14 protein-coding genes are annotated in these 17,446 nt (G+C 64.3%); 9 read left to right on the top strand and 5 right to left on the bottom strand.

Annotated features, from left to right (window positions below; genetic code table 11):
• The first annotated feature begins 62 nt into the window (after positions 1–62).
• Positions 63–1,247 carry a cystathionine beta-lyase gene (locus AB6809_RS08990; protein WP_053858035.1) on the top strand — a complete coding sequence of 395 codons (1,185 nt, stop codon included), beginning with the start codon at positions 63–65 and terminating at the stop codon, positions 1,245–1,247.
• A 205-nt stretch (positions 1,248–1,452) separates the two neighbouring features.
• A complete protein-coding gene (locus tag AB6809_RS08985) occupies positions 1,453–1,914 on the top strand; it encodes a hypothetical protein (protein WP_371026395.1) in 462 nt (153 codons plus the stop codon).
• A 283-nt stretch (positions 1,915–2,197) separates the two neighbouring features.
• Here the strand turns inward: AB6809_RS08985 and serB are convergent, their stop codons facing one another.
• The gene (gene serB, locus AB6809_RS08980; protein WP_371026394.1) at positions 2,198–3,043 is read right to left on the bottom strand and encodes a phosphoserine phosphatase SerB; all 846 of its coding nucleotides are present in this window, start codon (positions 3,041–3,043) and stop codon (positions 2,198–2,200) included.
• A 404-nt stretch (positions 3,044–3,447) separates the two neighbouring features.
• Here serB and AB6809_RS08975 point away from each other — a divergent pair, with 404 nt between their 5' ends.
• The 4 genes from AB6809_RS08975 (at position 3,448) to AB6809_RS08960 (ending at position 9,203) form a co-directional block, all read left to right on the top strand.
• A complete protein-coding gene (locus tag AB6809_RS08975) occupies positions 3,448–4,677 on the top strand; it encodes a cytochrome P450 (protein WP_371026393.1) in 1,230 nt (409 codons plus the stop codon).
• 161 nt (positions 4,678–4,838) lie between these two features.
• Entirely contained in the window at positions 4,839–5,846 is a 1,008-nt protein-coding gene (locus AB6809_RS08970) for a Ku protein (RefSeq protein WP_307254567.1), read from the top strand.
• 9 nt (positions 5,847–5,855) lie between these two features.
• The gene (ligD, locus tag AB6809_RS08965; RefSeq protein WP_371026392.1) at positions 5,856–8,654 is read left to right on the top strand and encodes a DNA ligase D; all 2,799 of its coding nucleotides are present in this window, start codon (positions 5,856–5,858) and stop codon (positions 8,652–8,654) included.
• 246 nt (positions 8,655–8,900) lie between these two features.
• Positions 8,901–9,203 (top strand): hypothetical protein, encoded by a 303-nt coding sequence (locus AB6809_RS08960; protein ID WP_029968318.1) that lies wholly within the window; start codon positions 8,901–8,903, stop codon positions 9,201–9,203.
• A 19-nt stretch (positions 9,204–9,222) separates the two neighbouring features.
• On the opposite strand, the gene AB6809_RS08955 is transcribed toward AB6809_RS08960, so the two are convergent.
• Positions 9,223–10,188, bottom strand: coding sequence for a LysR family transcriptional regulator (locus tag AB6809_RS08955; RefSeq protein WP_371026391.1), 966 nt, complete (start codon positions 10,186–10,188; stop codon positions 9,223–9,225).
• A gap of 160 nt (positions 10,189–10,348) precedes the next feature.
• On the opposite strand from AB6809_RS08955, the gene AB6809_RS08950 reads away from it, so the two are divergent.
• Together AB6809_RS08950 and AB6809_RS08945 are read left to right on the top strand one after the other, a co-directional pair.
• Complete coding sequence (locus AB6809_RS08950; protein ID WP_371026390.1) at positions 10,349–11,365, top strand: zinc-binding alcohol dehydrogenase family protein; 1,017 nt, start codon at positions 10,349–10,351, stop codon at positions 11,363–11,365.
• A 396-nt stretch (positions 11,366–11,761) separates the two neighbouring features.
• Complete coding sequence (locus AB6809_RS08945; protein WP_006048900.1) at positions 11,762–12,325, top strand: DUF6013 family protein; 564 nt, start codon at positions 11,762–11,764, stop codon at positions 12,323–12,325.
• Positions 12,326–12,349: 24 nt separating this feature from the next.
• Here the strand turns inward: AB6809_RS08945 and fetB are convergent, their stop codons facing one another.
• Positions 12,350–13,156 (bottom strand): iron export ABC transporter permease subunit FetB, encoded by an 807-nt coding sequence (fetB, locus tag AB6809_RS08940; RefSeq protein ID WP_371026389.1) that lies wholly within the window; start codon positions 13,154–13,156, stop codon positions 12,350–12,352.
• Positions 13,153–13,863 (bottom strand): ATP-binding cassette domain-containing protein, encoded by a 711-nt coding sequence (locus AB6809_RS08935; RefSeq protein WP_371026388.1) that lies wholly within the window; start codon positions 13,861–13,863, stop codon positions 13,153–13,155. Before AB6809_RS08935 ends, fetB begins: the two co-directional genes overlap by 4 nt.
• A gap of 181 nt (positions 13,864–14,044) precedes the next feature.
• On the opposite strand from AB6809_RS08935, the gene AB6809_RS08930 reads away from it, so the two are divergent.
• Positions 14,045–16,693, top strand: coding sequence for an AsmA family protein (locus tag AB6809_RS08930; protein ID WP_371026387.1), 2,649 nt, complete (start codon positions 14,045–14,047; stop codon positions 16,691–16,693).
• An 85-nt stretch (positions 16,694–16,778) separates the two neighbouring features.
• Here AB6809_RS08930 and AB6809_RS08925 read toward each other — a convergent pair whose 3' ends face one another.
• Positions 16,779–17,270, bottom strand: a complete 492-nt coding sequence (locus AB6809_RS08925; protein ID WP_006048904.1) for a hypothetical protein — start codon at positions 17,268–17,270, stop codon at positions 16,779–16,781.
• Between the last annotated feature and the right edge of the window lie 176 nt (positions 17,271–17,446).

Genomic DNA, 17,446 nt, shown 5'->3' with positions numbered 1-17,446 from the left:
TACTCTTGCGTGAACGGCGCGGCATTGTCCGCTCGTCGCATTGTCTTTTCATCGAATTCGCCATGACCCAATCAAAACTCAAGCGGGCTTTGCAAACCCGCATCGTGCAAGCCGAAGACCAACTCACGCCGGGCTTCGAGTCTTTCTCCGTGCCGGTGACGCGCGCGTCGACGGTCGTATTTCCCGATCTCGCGACGATGCGCGCGCTCGACTGGAAAAACGACGCGCAGTGGCGCTACGGCCTGCATGCGACGCCGACGTCGCTGGCGCTCGCGCAGCGCCTTGCCGCCATCGAGGGCGGCAATCACGCGCTGTTGCAGCCGTCCGGCTTGTCGTCGATTTCGAACGTGTACTTCGGGCTTGTGAAGTCGGGTGACGACGTGCTGATTCCCGACAACGTCTACTCGCCGAATCGCGATCACGCCGACTGGCTCGCGCGCGATTTCGGCGTGACGGCGCGCTACTACGATCCGATGATCGGCGCGGGAATCGCCGACCTGATCCAGCCGAACACGCGGCTCATCTGGCTCGAGGCGCCCGGCTCGGTGACGATGGAAGTGTCCGACGTGCCCGCGATCACGGCCGCGGCCCGCGCGCGCAACGTCGTCACGGCGATCGACAACACGTGGTCCGCCGGCCTCGCTTTCCGGCCGTTCGATCACGGCGTGGATATTTCGGTGCAGGCGCTGACCAAGTACCAATCGGGCGGCGGCGACGTGCTGATGGGCGCGACCATTACCGTCGATCGCGAGTTGCATCTGAAGCTGAAGTCGGCGCGCATGCGCATGGGCCTCGGCGTATCGTCGGATGACTGCTCGCTGATTCTGCGCAGCCTGCCGACCATGCAGGTGCGCTTTCAGCAGCACGACCGCTCGGCGCTCGCGCTCGCGCAGTGGCTGAAGACGCGGCCGGAAATTGCCGCGGTGCTGCATCCCGCCATTGCCGACTGTCCGGGCCATGAATTTTACGAACGCGACTTCACGGGCGCGGGCGGACTGTTTTCCGTCGTGTTCGACGCCCGCTATAGTGCGGCGCAAATCGACACGTTCTGCGAGTCGCTGGAGCTCTTTGCGATCGGCTGGAGTTGGGGCGGGGCGCATAGCCTCGTGATGCCGTACGACATCGCGTCGATGCGGACCGAGGCGCAATGGCCGCATCGCGGCACGCTGGTCCGGTTCTATATCGGCCTCGAGGAGGAAGCGGATCTGCGCGCCGACATCGAGCAATGTCTCGCGGCGCTCGCGTGAAGTTTAGGCAAACCTGATGTGAATTTTCCGCGCCGCGACGACGCAATGTTGCAGCGACACAAGCCCACTGGACTTCGGTTTTCAGTGGGCTTTTTTCTTATGCTTTGCCTCACTAGCTAGCCGTTCGGCTGAATAGCCGCGGCAGTGCGCAAACGCTACGATCGTGCGTATCCGACTTCACTGCCGAGCACGACCGCGAGCTTCGATGAACCTATTCTTCTGGATGTTGCTGAACCTCGGCGTGCCGATCGTCGGCCCTGTCTTCACGCTGGCGCTCGTCGCGCCGGCACATGGCTGGACGGTGGCGAAAGAATTGATCGCCGACTCGATCAAGGACGGACAACTGTTCTGGTGTGCGATCGGTCTGTGCGCTGCCGGAGTGTATGAACTGGTGACGGCGTTGGAGCACGGCAGCGCTGCCGCGCCGATTCTGGAGTCGGGGATCGTGGCTTTTTGCCTGCTCGCGTTTGCGTGTTCTATTGTGGTGATGACGTGTCTTCTGAGTACACGGTACGCCCGGCCGGCTGCAGCCTCTAACTCCGATACTGCGCGTCCGGCGGCGCGGACGTTCTCCCGAACGGCAATCGGCTGCTCGATCGCATCCACGTGTGCGGCCGCCCTACTATTGGCAATCCTACATATCTGCATCATGTCATTTATGGGATAGTCGGGCCGTTATACTGACCACTCAAGGAGGCACTATGAATAAGGTCGTAAGTTTTCTGGCATCGGAACAAAATCGCACGCGTCTTGTGAAGTGGTCCACCATCTTCATCGTCGTCGACGGGATCAGCACGGCTTTATTATTTCTTCTCGGGCTTCCGAGAAAATAACGTCGCCTGGTTGCGCCGTCAGGCGCAGCATTGGTTGACGATCATGCAGCCGTTTCACCTGGCCATCACATCATCGCACCGTCGCGTCGAGCTATCGCGCCGGTCCGTCGAACTGCATCACGCTTCAAACAACCGCAACAACCCGTCGAGCCCCACGTAGTTGAACGCCACGCTGGCCGCTTCGCGCACTACCGGCTTCGCACGGAACGCGACTGAAAGTCCGGCTTCCGCCATCATCTTCAGGTCGTTGGAACCGTCGCCCATTGCGATCGCGCGCGACGGCTCGATGTTCAGTTGCGCGCACGTCTCGCGCAGAGTGCGCGCTTTGACATCGGCATTGACGATTTCGCCGAGCACTTTGCCGGTCAGCTTGCCGTCGACGATCTCGAGCGTATTGGCGCGCGTGAAGTCGAGTCCAAGCCGCGCCTTCAGCTTCTCGGTGAAGAAGTTGAAACCGCCCGAGACGAGCAGCGTTTTCAGCCCGGCTTCTTTTGCGCCTGCCAGCATCCGCTCGGCGCCTGGCGAGAGTTGCAGGCGTTCTTCGTACACGCGTTCGAGCGCGCTCGCGTCGAGGCCCTTCAGAAGCGCCACGCGGCGCGTCAGGCTTTCGTTGAAGTCCTTGATTTCGCCGCGCATCGAGGCCTCGGTGATCGCCGCCACTTCGGCTTTCAGGCCGCAGAAATCGGCGATCTCATCGATACATTCGATCGTGATCAGCGTCGAATCCATGTCCATTGCCACGAGCCCGAAGTCGCGCAAGCGGCGGCCGCTTTCGACAAACGCGTAGTCCAGCCGATGCGTGCCGCAATAGACGCCGAGGTCGGGGCGCTGCGCGACGTCGGCGTCGGCAATGCGAATCGCGGTCGCATCGATGACGGTCGCGTGCGTGCCGCGTGCGAGCGCGACGAGCGTCTTGTGGTGATCGGCGGAAAGGGGCGCGGGGCTTTGGATGACGAGGTTCATGAACGACGCATTGACGCGGGAAAGGGCGAGCGCGCGAGGCGCGCGGAAAATGCCGCTATTGTAACGGCTCGGGGGCTAGGGGGCCGTCCTAGTGCTTTGCTGCCGCCAGCGAGCGCGTCTGCGCGCGTGAAACGCAAACAGGGCGTTGGCTCCAGTGCAATCCGCGTCCGCCCGGTTCATACTGGCGCATCAAACCACGCTCACGGCTCACTGCCATTGCATGCAGAAGCCGCCGCGAGATTTTGGCGTGAAGTTCAAACGGACTTCATTGCACTGAAGCGCCGCGAAGCAGTGGCAACGCACAGCCAACGTACAGGCAAAGCACACGCAAAACGCAGCGAGCGCCCGACCAAAACACGCCCCGCAACACACGAGCACAGAAACACACAACAAGGAGACAACGCATGTCCACGGCGACCGCCGACGCAGCCACCCTCGCGCGCAACTTCGATCTGCGCCACCTGAGCCCTGAGTTCTATGCGGACCCATACCCGGTCTATCATGCGCTGCGCGCTCACGAACCCGTCAAGCGCATGCCGGACGGCTCGCTCTTTCTCACGCGCTTTCGCGACGTCCAAGCGGTATACCGCGACCCGAAAACCTTCAGTTCCGACAAGACCGTCGAATTCCGTCCGAAGTACGGCGACTCGCCGCTCTACACGCATCACACCACGAGCCTCGTATTCAACGATCCGCCGCGCCATACGCGGGTGCGCAAGCTGATCGCCGGCGCGTTGACCGCGCGAGCAATCGCGGCGATGGAGCCGGGTCTGGTCCGGCTCGTCGACGGTTTGCTGGACGCCGCTGCCGAGCGCGGACGCATCGACCTGATCGGCGACTTCGCGTCCGCGATACCCGTGGAGATCATCGGCAATCTGCTCGACGTGCCGCATGCCGAACGCGCCCCGTTGCGCGACTGGTCGCTCGCGATTCTCGGCGCGCTCGAACCGTCGCTCACCGACGCGCAATTCGAGCGCGGCAACCGCGCCGTCAGCGAATTCGTCGATTATCTGCGCGGCCTGGTCGCGCGGCGCCGACGCGAGCCGGGCGATCCGCAGCACGATGTGCTGACACGGCTGATTCAGGGCGAGGCCGGCGGCGAGCAATTGTCGGAAGAAGAACTGCTGCAAAACTGCATCTTCATACTGAATGCAGGCCATGAAACCACCACGAATCTGATCGGCAACGGGCTAGTCACGCTGACTGAATGGCCGGACCAACGCGCGGCCTTGCTCGCCGAACCGTCGTTGATCGAATCGGCTATCGAGGAATGCCTGCGCTACGAGAGCTCGAACCAGCTCGGCAACCGCATGACGACTGTCGATACCGAAATCGGCGGCCAGCCGGTCGCGCGCGGCACGCCGGTCACGTTGTGCATCGGCGCGGCGAATCGCGATCCCGAGCAGTTCGCCGAGCCCGACCGCTTCGACATCCGCCGCGAGCCGAACCGGCATCTTGCTTTTGGCTTTGGCATCCATCAATGCGCGGGGCTTTCGCTCGCACGGCTCGAAGCGCGGATCGCCATCGGACGTTTCGTTCGACGTTTTCCGTCGTATCAGCTCGATGGCGAGCCGACGCGCGGCGGACGCGTGCGTTTTCGCGGCTTCGCGGAAGTACCGCTGTTGTGTCGATAGAAGGCGAGGCGGCAATACGCGGGACTCCGTAGTTCTTGCCGCCATCATGCAAGAGTTACAGCACGATGCGCGCCGATGACGGCGCGCCCGCGCCGTGCGTCGGCAGAGCGCCGTGGCATGCTTGCTGCTTCTCCTAGATTCCAGGCCCAGGGGAGCGCACGATGGCACACATGATCTGGAAAGGCGCGATCAGCTTCGGCCTTGTCCACGTACCGGTGCAGTTATATCCGGCCACGAAATCGGAAAAGGTCGGCTTCAATCTGCTCGACAAGCGCACGATCGATCCGGTCGGCTACAAGCAGATCAACAAGCGCACCGGCAAGGACGTGACGCGCGATAACATCGTGCGCGGCTTCGAGTACGAGAAGGACAAGTACGTCGTCCTGAGCGACGAGGAAATCCGCGCGGCCAATCCCGAGTCGACGCAGACGGTGGATATCCTCGCGTTCGTCGACGCCCCGGACATCTCCTTTCTCTACCTCGACACGCCTTACTTCCTGACGCCCGATCGCAAAGGCGAAAAGGTCTATGCGCTGCTGCGTGAGGCGATGAAATCATCGGGCAAGGTCGGCGTCGCAAGCGTCGTGCTGCACAACAAGCAGCATCTCGCGGCGCTGATTCCAGTCGGCCCCGTGCTCGCTCTGAACACACTGCGCTGGGCGGACGAGGTCCGCGATTTCGACGAATTCAAGTTGCCCGCCGAAGGTGCCAAGGCCGCCGGCGTGAGCGCGCGCGAGCTCGACATGGCGCAGAAACTGATCGACGACATGAGCGACACGTGGGACCCGTCGAAATATCACGACACGTTCCGCGACGACATCATGGCGCTGGTCGAGCGCAAGGTCCGCGAGGGCAAGACCGAGGAAATCACCGACATCGAAGCGCCGCGCGAATCGCGTCAATCGGCGGATATTCTCGATTTGTCCGACTTGCTGAAGCGCAGCTTGGGACGCGGTAAGAGCAAGCCCGCATCAGGCTCGCGCAAGCGTGCCGCCGACGATGAAGCCGCCGACGAAAACTCGGAGGCGGAAGAAGACAGCGGCTCGACGGCAGCGCCTAAAAAGTCACGCTCGACGCGCACGTCTCGCGCCAGCACGAGCGGCGGCAAGAGCGGCCGCGCCGCAGCGAAGTCGACGACGGCTTCGCGCAAACGCCGCGCGGCGGCATGACGACACGCGATGAACGACAGACTCGACCTCTATAACCGCAAGCGCCGCTTCGACGAAACGCCGGAGCCCGCGGGCACCGCCGCGAAAAAGCGCGGCAGCCGCGGCGCCACCCGGCCTGAAGTCGAACAGGGCCTGTCCTACGTGATCCAGGAACACCACGCACGGCGTCTGCATTACGACTTCCGGCTCGAACTGAACGGCGCGCTGCTGTCGTGGGCCGTGCCGAAAGGGCCGAGCCTCGATCCGTCGGTGAAGCGCCTCGCCGTCCACGTCGAAGACCATCCGGTCGAATACGGGACATTCGAAGGCGAGATTCCGCCGGGCAATTACGGCGCGGGCACGGTCATCGTATGGGACCGCGGCACATGGGAACCTGTCGGCGGCCCGGCCGAAGCGGCGCGCGCGTATCGCGCGGGCAAGCTCAAGTTCCATCTGCACGGCGACAAGCTGCACGGCGGCTGGACGCTCGTGCGCAGCCACATGCGCGGCGACGCGGACAAGGAACAGTGGCTCCTCATCAAGGAACGCGACGACGAGGCGCGCGACGAAAGCGAATACGACATTCTCGCCGAACGGCCCGGCAGCGTGCTGAGCGGCGCAGCGCCGTCTGCGGGGAAGGGAAAAGCCGGCAACCAGAGCGCCGGCAAAACCAGAACCGCCTCGGTGCGCGGCGATCCGAAGCGCCCCGACATCGTCGCGACACGCAGCAGCGAGTCGCTGCGCGAACTCGCCGCATCGCCCGCGATAGAAGGCGCGGTGAAGGCCAAACTGCCTGCCTCGCTGAAGCCTCAACTGGCGACGCTCGTCGACGCGACGCCGCCCGGCGACGACTGGACATACGAAATCAAGTTCGACGGCTATCGCGTGCTGGCCCGCATCGACGCAAGCGAGAAAACCCGCGGCGTGCAGGTCTTCACGCGCGCGGGCAACGACTGGACCGCGAAATTCAGCAAGCAGGTGAAGGCGTTCGCGCAACTGGGCCTCGACAGCGCGTGGCTCGACGGCGAAGCCGTGGTGCTCGACGAAAACGGCGTGCCGAGTTTCCAGGCGCTGCAAAACGCGTTCGATTCGAACCGTCCGCAAGACATTGTCGTCTATCTGTTCGACGTGCCGTTTCTCAACGGTTACGACTTGCGCGGCGTGCCGCTGCAACAGCGCCGCGCGATTCTGCGCGCGCTGCTGGAGCCCGTCGACGACAGCGTGCTGCGTTTTTCGAACGACTTCGAGTTCAGCGCCGACGATCTGCTGAAAAGCGCGTGCGACATGGCGCTCGAAGGCATCATCGGCAAGCGGCGCGACAGCGGCTATGTGTCCGGCCGCTCTGCCACGTGGATCAAGCTGAAGTGCCGTCGGCGGCAAGAGTTCGTGATCGGCGGCTATTCGGAACCGTCGGGCAGCCGCGCGGCGTTCGGTGCGCTGCTGCTCGGCGTGCACGACAGCAAGGGCAAACTGCGGTATGCGGGGCGCGTGGGCACCGGTTTCGACGCCGCGTTGCTGCGCTCGGTGAAGAAGGAACTCGACGCGCACGAAACGAAGCGCATGCCGTTCGCGAGCACACCGCGCGAGCGCAGCCGCACGCCCGTGCATTGGGTCGAGCCGGTGCTCGTCGCGGAATGCAATTTCGCCGAATGGACGAGCGACGGCATCGTGCGTCAGGCGTCGTTCGTGAGTCTGCGCAAGGACAAGCCGGCGCGCCAGATCGTCAAGGAAGCACCACGCAAGGGGGACGACGTGCAACAGCAAACCGACATCGAGGCCGACGCCGCGCCGAAAAAGCGTGCGGCGCGCGGCGAGGCCAACAAAACCGCCGCCAAATCCGCCAGCAAAGTGGCCACGAAAACCGCGAGCAAAGTAGCCACCAAAACCGCCACCCAAAACTCAACCGAACCCACCGCACCGCGAGCCAAAAAATCCTCGCCCGCCGAAGTCGCCGGGGTCCGCATCTCGCATCCCGACCGCGTCATCGACAAAAGCACCGGCGCGCGCAAGATCGACCTCGTGCAGTACTACGAATCCGTCGCGCAATGGATGCTGCCGCATCTCGTCGACCGGCCGGTGTCGCTCGTGCGCGCGCCGGAGGACATCGGCGGCGAGCTGTTTTTTCAGAAGCACACGCAGAAGCTGTCGATTCCAAACATCACGCAGCATCCCGGGCTCGATCCGGGTCATCCTCCGCTGATCACCGTCGATAGCGCGAAGGCGCTCGTCGGCGCCGCGCAAATGGGCACGATCGAATTTCACACATGGAACGGCGTGGCGTCGAACATCGAAAAGCCGGACCGCGTGGTGTTCGATCTCGACCCGGACCCGTCGCTCGGCTGGGACCGGATGATCGAGGCCGCGATGTTGACGCGCTCGCTGCTCGAGGAACTCGGCCTCACGTCGTTCTGCAAGACGAGCGGCGGCAAAGGTCTGCACGTGGTCGTGCCGCTCTCGAAACACGCGGGCTGGGACGAGGTGAAGGAGTTCTCGCAGGCCGTCGCGCAACACATGGCGACCACGCTGCCCAAGTACTTCAGCGCGAAGATGGGCGCGCAGAATCGCAAGCAGAAGATTTTCGTCGACTATCTGCGCAATAACCGCGGCTCGAGCACCGTCGCCGCGTTTTCGGTGCGGGCGCGTCCCGGCCTCGGCGTTTCGGTTCCGCTTGCATGGGACGAAGTCGCGCAAACGACGGGCGGCGACCAGTGGAATATCGAGAACCTGCACGAGAGGCTCGACGAACTGAAGGGTGATCCGTGGGCCGATTATGCAAAGACGCGGCAACGCATTGCGGCGGCGATGAGGAAGCGTCTGAGCGGCGCGTAGGTGAGCGTGGCTGCGGCTCGCTGGGCGTGGAGTATTTGGCCTATGTAGCCTATGTAGTCTACGTGACGTATGTCACGTTGTGATGTATGTGGCGGAAATCGCGTGCGTGACGTTGGCGGCATACGTGCCATACGCGGCGGCACGTCCTCACCACGTCACAACACGTCCTCGCACACATAGCACATCGTGACATATCGCCTCTGCCGCATTCTTTCAGGCACCTCAAACGCAAAAAAGGAGCCCACTATGAAGAGCACACCGCAATCGTCCGACGGCGACAAGCAAGCCGATCCGCACGCACCGAAGAATCCTCAGTCGCTGGAGGAAGCTGCCGCGCCGCTGCCGCATGAGAACGACCAGAATGCCGAATCGCAGAACGACGAAGATCCGCGGCGCGTCGGCAAGCAGGCACATCAGGACGTCGAACGCGGTCTGCAGGACACGGACCGCCGCGGTGGCGGCGAATATCAGGAAAAGACGCAGAACGACGCGCACGCCGACACCAATTCGGACGACAGATCGCCCGGCGCGGGCACCGGCAAACGCTGATTCGCGCGAGCGACGCTAGCTAGTCCGGCTGGACGTCCCAATAGGGCGGATCGCCGAAATGAGCGGCGAGAAAGTCGATGAAGGCAAGCGTCTTCGGCGGTACGAACGCGCGGCTCGGATACACCGCCCAGATCGCCACCTGCTCGGCGAGCGGATAATTTTCGAGCACGCTGACCAGTTCGCCGCTGCGCAAAAGCGACGCGACGTCCCAAGTGGATTTCAGCGCGATGCCGAAGCCGGCGAGCAGCGCATCGCGGATCACTTCGCCGTTGTCGCTGACGATGCGCCCGCTCACGCGCACGTCGAGCCGTCCGGCCGGCGTGTGGAAGGCCCAGTCGCGCTGGTCCGACAGAATGATGCATTCGTGCTGCGCGAGATCCGACGGATGATGCGGCGTGCCGCGCTCTTCGAGGTAGGAAGGCGCCGCGCACAACACACGCCGGTTGACCGCGAGCCGGCGCGCCACCAGCGACGAATCCTTCAGCGCGCCGACCCGGATCGCGACGTCGATACCGGCATCGACGAGATCGATCACCTGATCGGTCAGCCGCAGATCGACGCTCACGCCCGGATAACGGCGCAGGAATTCGCTGATGACAGGCGACACGTGCTGCCGTCCGAACGACGACGGCATCGACACGCGCAAGCGGCCTTGCGGCTCCACCTGGCCGCGTCCCACCGACGCGCGCGCGGCCGCCGCCGCGTCGAGCAGCGCTTCGGCGCGCGTCATGAACACTTCGCCGTCCTGCGTGAGACTGATGCGGCGCGTGGTCCGATGCAGCAGCCGCGCGCCGAGCAGCTTTTCCAGTTGCGCGATGCGCGAACTCGCGACCGCCGCCGACAGCCCGAACTCGCGTCCCGCCGCCGACACGTTCGCGAGCAGCGCGGCCCGCACGAACAGGGCGACGTCGAGCAGATCGAGGCGCTCGCGCTCGCCGGCAGCGGGGCGCGCATCACGCGATTGTGGAGCGGCAGCAAGGTCCATTCTTCGGAAAATCAAAAAGATGTTTCAGCGATTATGCCGCTTTTGTCGCAGTAAGAGGCGTCTTACGATCACGTCCATGGATCGACGGTTGTATTCGTCACACGCGCACACCGCCGGTCCTCATCCTTCAACTCTGACCTGAACAAACCAAGGAGCCTGTATGAAAGCCGTCGGCCTCTACCGCTATCTGCCCATCGACCACGAAGAAGCGTTGATCGACGTCGAGATTGCGCAACCGCAAGCCACCGGACGCGACCTGCTGGTGAAAGTCGAAGCCATCTCCGTCAATCCCGTGGACACGAAAGTGCGCGCGCCGAAGGACACCGTCGAGAAAGAGCCGCGCGTGCTCGGCTGGGACGCCGCCGGCACCGTCGTCGCGGCCGGCCCGGAGGCGACGCTTTTCAAGGTCGGCGATCCGGTCTTCTATGCGGGCAGCATCACGCGGCCGGGCGCGAACAGCGCGTTTCATCTCGTCGATGAGCGGATTGTCGGACGCAAGCCGGCATCGCTCGATTTCACGCATGCCGCCGCATTGCCGTTGACCGCGATAACAGCGTGGGAAGCATTGTTCGATCGCCTCGGCGTCTCGCCGCAGGGCGCGCACGAAGGCCGCACGGTGCTGATTTTCGGCGGCGCGGGCGGCGTCGGGTCAATCGGCATCCAATTGGCCAAGCAGCTCGGCAAGCTCAAGGTGATTGCCACGGCGTCGCGGCCGGAGTCGGCGAAATGGGCGAGTGAGCTGGGCGCCGATCACATCGTCGATCACTTCGGCGACATACCCGCACAACTGAAAAAGCTCGGCATCGAGCAGGTTGACTACGTGCTGCTCTTCAACGACACCGACGCGAATTTCCCCGCCGCTGCCGAGCTCGTCAAGCCGCAAGGCGGCATTTGCACGATCGTCGAGAACAGCAAGCCGGTGCCGGTCGAACTGCTGAAGGCGAAGAGCGCCGCGTTTCACTGGGAGTTCATGTTCACGCGCTCGATGTTCGGCACGGCCGACATGATCGAACAGCACAAGCTGCTGACGGAGGTGGCGCGTCTCGTCGATGCCGGAACGTTGCGCACGACGGTCGGCCAGCACCTGGGCGCGATCAACGCGGCCAATCTGCGTCGCGCGCATCGTCTGCTGGAGGAAGGGCGCGCGATCGGGAAGCTGGTGCTGAGCGGGTTTTGATGCGTGCGTTGTGACGCGGCTTTAGACGAGCCGCTCGTGATGAGGGGCTTTTAACGCGGCTTTCGATCAGCGGCTTGTGACGAGTGGCTGCTGACGCGGCTTCGATAAGCAGCTTCTCGCGCGGCTTTTCATGAGCGGCTTGCGACGTGCGGCTGTTGACGCAACTTCGACAAGCGGCCCCCGATAAAACGCGTCAGCGCAAGCGGGGTAACACCCGATGCCGCGCGAGCACGCGCGGCATCGCTTGGCGGTAGACTGGTAATGCATCATGCTAAAACGGTTGCGTGTCTCGCGTCCGTTGCCGGCTCCCGCACGCTGTATCTGGACCGTACCTGGGACCATGCGGGAGGGCCGGGCTCTGGCGGGCATGCAACGGCACAACAACGAGGTGACAGTATGAGCTCCAGCTTCAAACTCTCCGCCGTTCCAGTTGTCGCTTCTCTCGCTTGCGCGCTTTCTTGCGGCATGCTCGCGCCGGCCGCTCATGCGGCGACGCCGATCACGGTGACGTCGCAATCCGCGCTCGACGGTCCAATTCGCTACACGGTGCGCGTCACGTCGAAACAGTTCGGCAACTCGCAGGAAACCCGCACGATCCGCTCGGGCCAGTCGGATGACTTCACGTGGAAAACGGTGCCGCCCGGCGGCGCGGTGCCTGCCACCGATGCGTGCCCGAACTACGCGTCGCTGCCGCTCGACGCCAACGGCGCAATGATCCGCCAGACGCAGATTCGGCTCGCGCCGGTCGTCGGCGAAGACGGCACGGCGACCGTGCAACTGAGCTTCCAGGCGCACAAGCCGGACGGCATGAAGACGGTCACGGCCGGCGGCAAATCGCTCAAGTGTCCGAACGATGTCAGCATGAGCCAGGTCCTGCGTTTCACGATGCCCGTGAACGGCAGCACCAAATCCCTGACGCTCAGCGACGGCACGGTTGTCGCGATCAGCGCCAGGCGGTGAAGGGTTGGCCCGCGCCCGCCCGGCTCACCGCCGCCCAGCGCTCCGCTCCACCAGCCGCGCCGACAAAAACCGGTGCTCCGCCGAAAACAGCCGCCGGTAAGTAAGCAGCACGGCGCCCACGGTCCCGAGCGCCGACGACGCGGCGATCAGGAACATGATCACGATCTGATAGCGCACCGCCTGCAGCGGCGACTGGCCGGCCAGCACCTGGCCGGTCATCATGCCGGGCAGGCTCACGACGCCGACCACGGCCATCTGATTCAGCGTCGGCATCATGCCGGCACGCACGGCCCGACGCGCGGGCGCCTGCGCGGCTTCCCAGCGGGTCGCGCCGAGCGCGAGCGCCATGTCGACGCGGTCGCGGCGCGCGGTCAACTCCTCGGTCATGCGTTCGATGCCGAGCGATACGCCCGTGAGCGTATTGCCGAGGATCATCCCGAGAATCGGAATCGCATACTGCGGCTCGTACCACGGGTGAATGCGGATCACGACGAAGAGCCCAACCGCGGCCACCAGCCACGAACTTATCCAGATCGACAGGACGCTGTCCACGCGTTGGCCCGCGTAAGTGCGGCTGCCGCGCTGCGCGCCCGCGAAGCCGGCAATCAGCGTCATCACGATCATCAGGGGCAGCACGACGAACCAGTGGTCGTAGCGAAACACCCAACCAAGCACATAGCCGATCGCGAGCAGTTGCACGACAGTGCGCACGGCGGCCCATGCGAGCTTGCGCTCGAGATCGAGCTTGAGCGCAACCGATACCGCGCCGTTCACGACGATCAGCAACGCGGCGATCGCGACGTCCCAGAGCGTCAGGTTCTGCAAGGTCATCGGCTGGCTTCCTCGTGAGTGGAGGCGACGGCCGGTTCGTCGAGCACGCCAGCCTTCATCGTCAGATGACGCTCGCTCATGCGCGCGGCTTGCGCGGCGTCGTGAGACACCCAGATCGAAGCGCGCGCGTGCGGCGCGGCGTCGAACCAGGCGCGCACGAGCCCCTCGATGGCGTGCGATGACTCGGGGTCGAGCGACGCGGTGGGTTCGTCGAGCAGCAGCACTTCGGGCGCGAGTTGCAGCACGCGAATCAATGCGGTGATTTGCGCCTCGCCGCCTGACAGTTCGCTTGCGAGCTTGTCGAGGAAGCCGTTGCCGCGGCCTGCCTGGGCAACGAGACTCGCCGCCTGCTCGCGGTCAAAGCGCACATCGCGATACGCGCGCAGTTCGAACGGATAACGCAGATTGTCTTCGACCGTGCCATCGAGCAGAGCGGGCCGCTGCCGGATATACGCGACGTTGCGCCGATATTGCGGGATCGCGGCGCGCGCGACGGGTGCGCCTCGCCAGACGATGCGTCCCGCGTCGAGCGGATCGAGCAGGGCGAGCGCGCGCAGGAACACGCTCTTGCCGGAGCCCGACGGACCGGTGATGGCGACGCGGTCGCCGGCGTCGAGCGCGAAGCGCGTGGAGTGCAGAAGCGTCTGGCCGCGCGACGGATCGCGCCGCACGATGCCGTCGGCGAGGACGAGGGGGACGTCGGTCATGACAATGGACGAGGCGTGAGAAAACGCGATGAGCGATGCAGCATCATAAGGGCACCGAACGTACAGCATTCGCATGAGTCCGTGCCGCGCTCAAACGCGATCGCGACTCTTACGATACGCAATCGCCGGGCACAATATCTGCTGAACGATCGGCACCCAAGAAGAAAACGCGGAGCCGTTGATGGCAGGGTCGAGCACAATCGGAAGACGGGCCGGCAAAATCGTCGCATGGATACTGGCGATCATCGTCATTCTGATAGTGGCGCTCACGGTTTTCATTCTGACCTTCGACTGGAACCGCGCGCGGCCTTATGTCAATGACAAGGTCACGCAGGCCATCGGCCGGCAGTTCACGATCAACGGCGATCTGAAGGTCGGCTTGCGGCGTCCGGTCGGCGAGACCGGCTTGAAAAGCTGGGTGCCGTGGCCGCGCTTCTCGGCGGCGAACATCACCATCGCGAATCCGGACTGGGCCAAGCGCCCGCAGTTCGCGACACTCGACGAAATCGATTTCCAGGTGAAGGTGCTGCCGCTTCTCGCGCACGACATCGTGATCCCCGCGATCAATCTGGTGAATCCTTCCGTCGATCTCGAACGCATGCTCGACGGACGTAACAACTGGACCTTCGAGCTGCCGAAGTCGAAGACGCCGTCGCAGTGGAAGCTGCAGTTGCATGACATCGTGTTCGCGAAGGGCAACATCGCGCTGTCCGACCAGCAGAAGAAGGTCGACGCGCAGATGGTCGTCGATACGCTCGGCCAGCCGATTCCGATCGGCGAGGCGATGAAGCAGCAGGAAGAGGCGTCGCGCAAGGCATCGGCGGAAGCGGTGGGTAAGGACGGCGCGAAGAAGCTGAGCGCGCAGGCCGATGCGCAGGCGGCCTCGGCGGCGTCCGCTGCCTCCGCGGCCGCGGCGCGCGGGGCTTCCGCGACGGATGTGCATGCGTCGGGCACCACGGCGGCCACGGGCGCTTCGGGTGGGCTGGTCGCGGGCGGTTCGAAGGGCGCGAGCGCGACAGCGCGGTCAGGCGCGAGCGGCGCGGCGGTTGCATCGGCGGCGACGCCGAGCGATGCACGCGGCGCGAGCACCGCCAATGGAGCCAATGGAGCGAACCGCGCCAGCGATGCAAACGGAACGAGCGGTACGCATGAAGCCAACGGCGCCAACGAGGCCAGCAATACGAACCCCGCCAGCGCCCCCAACACCGCCCGCAACGGCAAACCCGACCTGCCGCCGTACGCGATCGGCTGGACCTTGAAAGGCACCTACAACAAGACGCCCGTGTCGGGCAGCGGCAAGGTCGGCGGCGTGCTCGCGCTGCAGGACGCGAACCGCCCGTTTCCCGTGCAAGCGGACGTGAAGGCGGGCGATCTGCACGTGGGTCTCGTCGGCACCATCACCGACCCCGCGCATCTCGCCGCCGTCGACCTGCGCCTGTGGGTGCAAGGCAGCAGCATGGCCAAGCTCTATTCGCTGACGGGCGTCACCTTGCCCGACACGCCGCCTTACGCAACCGAAGGACGTCTCGTCGGCCAGTTCAAAACGAGCGGCAACGTGTTCAAGTATGAAAACTTTACAGGCCGCGTGGGCGGCAGCGATCTGAACGGTTCGCTGACCTACACCGCGCGTCGGCCGCGCCCCTTGCTGCAGGGCGAACTCGAGTCGCGCCTGCTGCAATTCTCCGATCTCGCGCCGGTGATCGGCGCGGACTCGAACGCAAGCAAAGCCAAGCGCGGCGATGCGGCGAAGCAGCCGTCCAACAAGGCACTGCCCGTCGAAGAATTCCGCACTGACCGCTGGAAGGCGATCGACGCCGACGTGAAGTTCACCGGCCGGCGCATCGTCAAGAACGCCGATTTGCCGATCACCGACCTGTACACACACATCGTGATGACCGACGGCGTGCTGTCGCTCCAACCATTGAAGTTCGGCGTGGCAGGCGGCACGCTCGCATCGGACATTCATCTCGACGGTAGCGGCACGCCGCTCAAGGGACGCTTCGCGACTTCGGCGCGGCATCTGAAGTTGAAGCAGCTCTTCCCGAACTTCAAGACGATGCAAAACGCACTCGGGGAAATCAACGGCGACGCCTCGCTGACCGCGACGGGCAACTCGCCGGCCGCGCTCGCCGCGACATCGAACGGCGAGGTCAAGGCGCTCGTCACCGAAGGCACCGTGAGCCGCCTGCTGATGGAGGCCGCCGGCCTGAACGTGGCGAACGTCGTGTACGAGAAGCTCTTCGGCAATCGCGACGTGAAGATCAACTGCGCGGCCGCCGACTTCGTCGCGACCAACGGCGTGCTGGATTCGCGCGTGTTCGCACTCGATACCGACGACGCGGTGATCGACATCGACGGCAACGTCAACATGCGCGACGAAACGATGGACCTCGGCGTGCATCCGCATACGAAGGGTTTTCGCGTGTTCTCGCTGCGCTCGCCGCTGTACGCGAAGGGCACGTTCAAGAACCCGCATGTCGGCGTGAATGCTGCCGCGTTGGCCTTGCGAGGCGGCGCGGCCGTCGGCCTCGGCCTCATCAATCCGTTTGCGGCGCTGTTGCCGTTGCTCGCACCGAGCAACAACAAGCCGTTGCCGTGCGCGCAGTTGCTCTCGCAAGTGCGTCAGGCGCCGACTGCGCCGCCGCCGGGCAGCAAGCAGCAGCCGAAGCCCGCCATCTCGCTCGAGGGCGTGCCGGTCAACAAGCGTTCGTCGGGGGCGGGGGCAGGTTCGGGTGCATCGGCGGCTTCTGGCGCTTCGGCGGTTGCACCGGCAACGCGCAAGCCCGCGCCGATGTCGCCCGCGAGCGCCGCCGAATACAAGGGAAGCTGAGGCACATCCTTGTTTCCGCCGACTCGTGAAACTCGCACGTTCGGCGGCGGCCTTTCTTTTGTCTTTCTATGAAAGGCCAGCGTGCCTAGCGCAGCGAACGCGGCGTCGCGTCGCCTGCCGCGTCCTGCCGGCGAACTCCGCGACGTGCGCCCACGCGGGTCGCGCCGAACTCGGTCAGGATCTTGCCGCGAGCGCGGCTTGCGAATACGAGGAAGCCGAAGCCGTCGGCTTCATACCAGTAACCGCCGTTCTCGAGACCGTCGAGCGGCTGTTCCAGCGCATTCGTAATGGATTCGATGCAGCGCCGCCGCAGTTCGGCAGCGGCCGGGTAGGGTGGATGTGCGCCGCGCACGCTGCATAGGAGTACGTCGAGTCCCGGCAGCACGTGGGCATAAAGCACCGGCTCGTCTTGCGCCCGAGCGCGTGCGATCTTGGTGTCGAGTTGGCCGAAGGGTTTGAAATGCCGCAGTACCGCGAGGAACGACTCATCGCCGTCCACCTTCGCGCGTCTACGCTTTTTCGGGAAGGACATAAAAATTCGCCTGAAAAAGAATTGCAAGAAACGCAGCGTCCTCATGCGACAACTCCCGGCTTCGCGCGCCGCACGTCGATCTTTTATAGCATACGACAAGGCCGGATTCACGATGATTCGACAATCCCGCCGCCTCACCGTCTCCCGCACGAATCATGCCGAACCGCCTCGCCGTGCGCCTTAGCATTCGAGCACATCTGACTCCATCATAGACGCACGGC

The organism is Paraburkholderia sp. RCC_158 (genome assembly GCF_041355255.1).
GTDB lineage: Bacteria > Pseudomonadota > Gammaproteobacteria > Burkholderiales > Burkholderiaceae > Paraburkholderia > Paraburkholderia graminis.
This window is presented reverse-complemented; position numbering and strand designations above follow the sequence as displayed.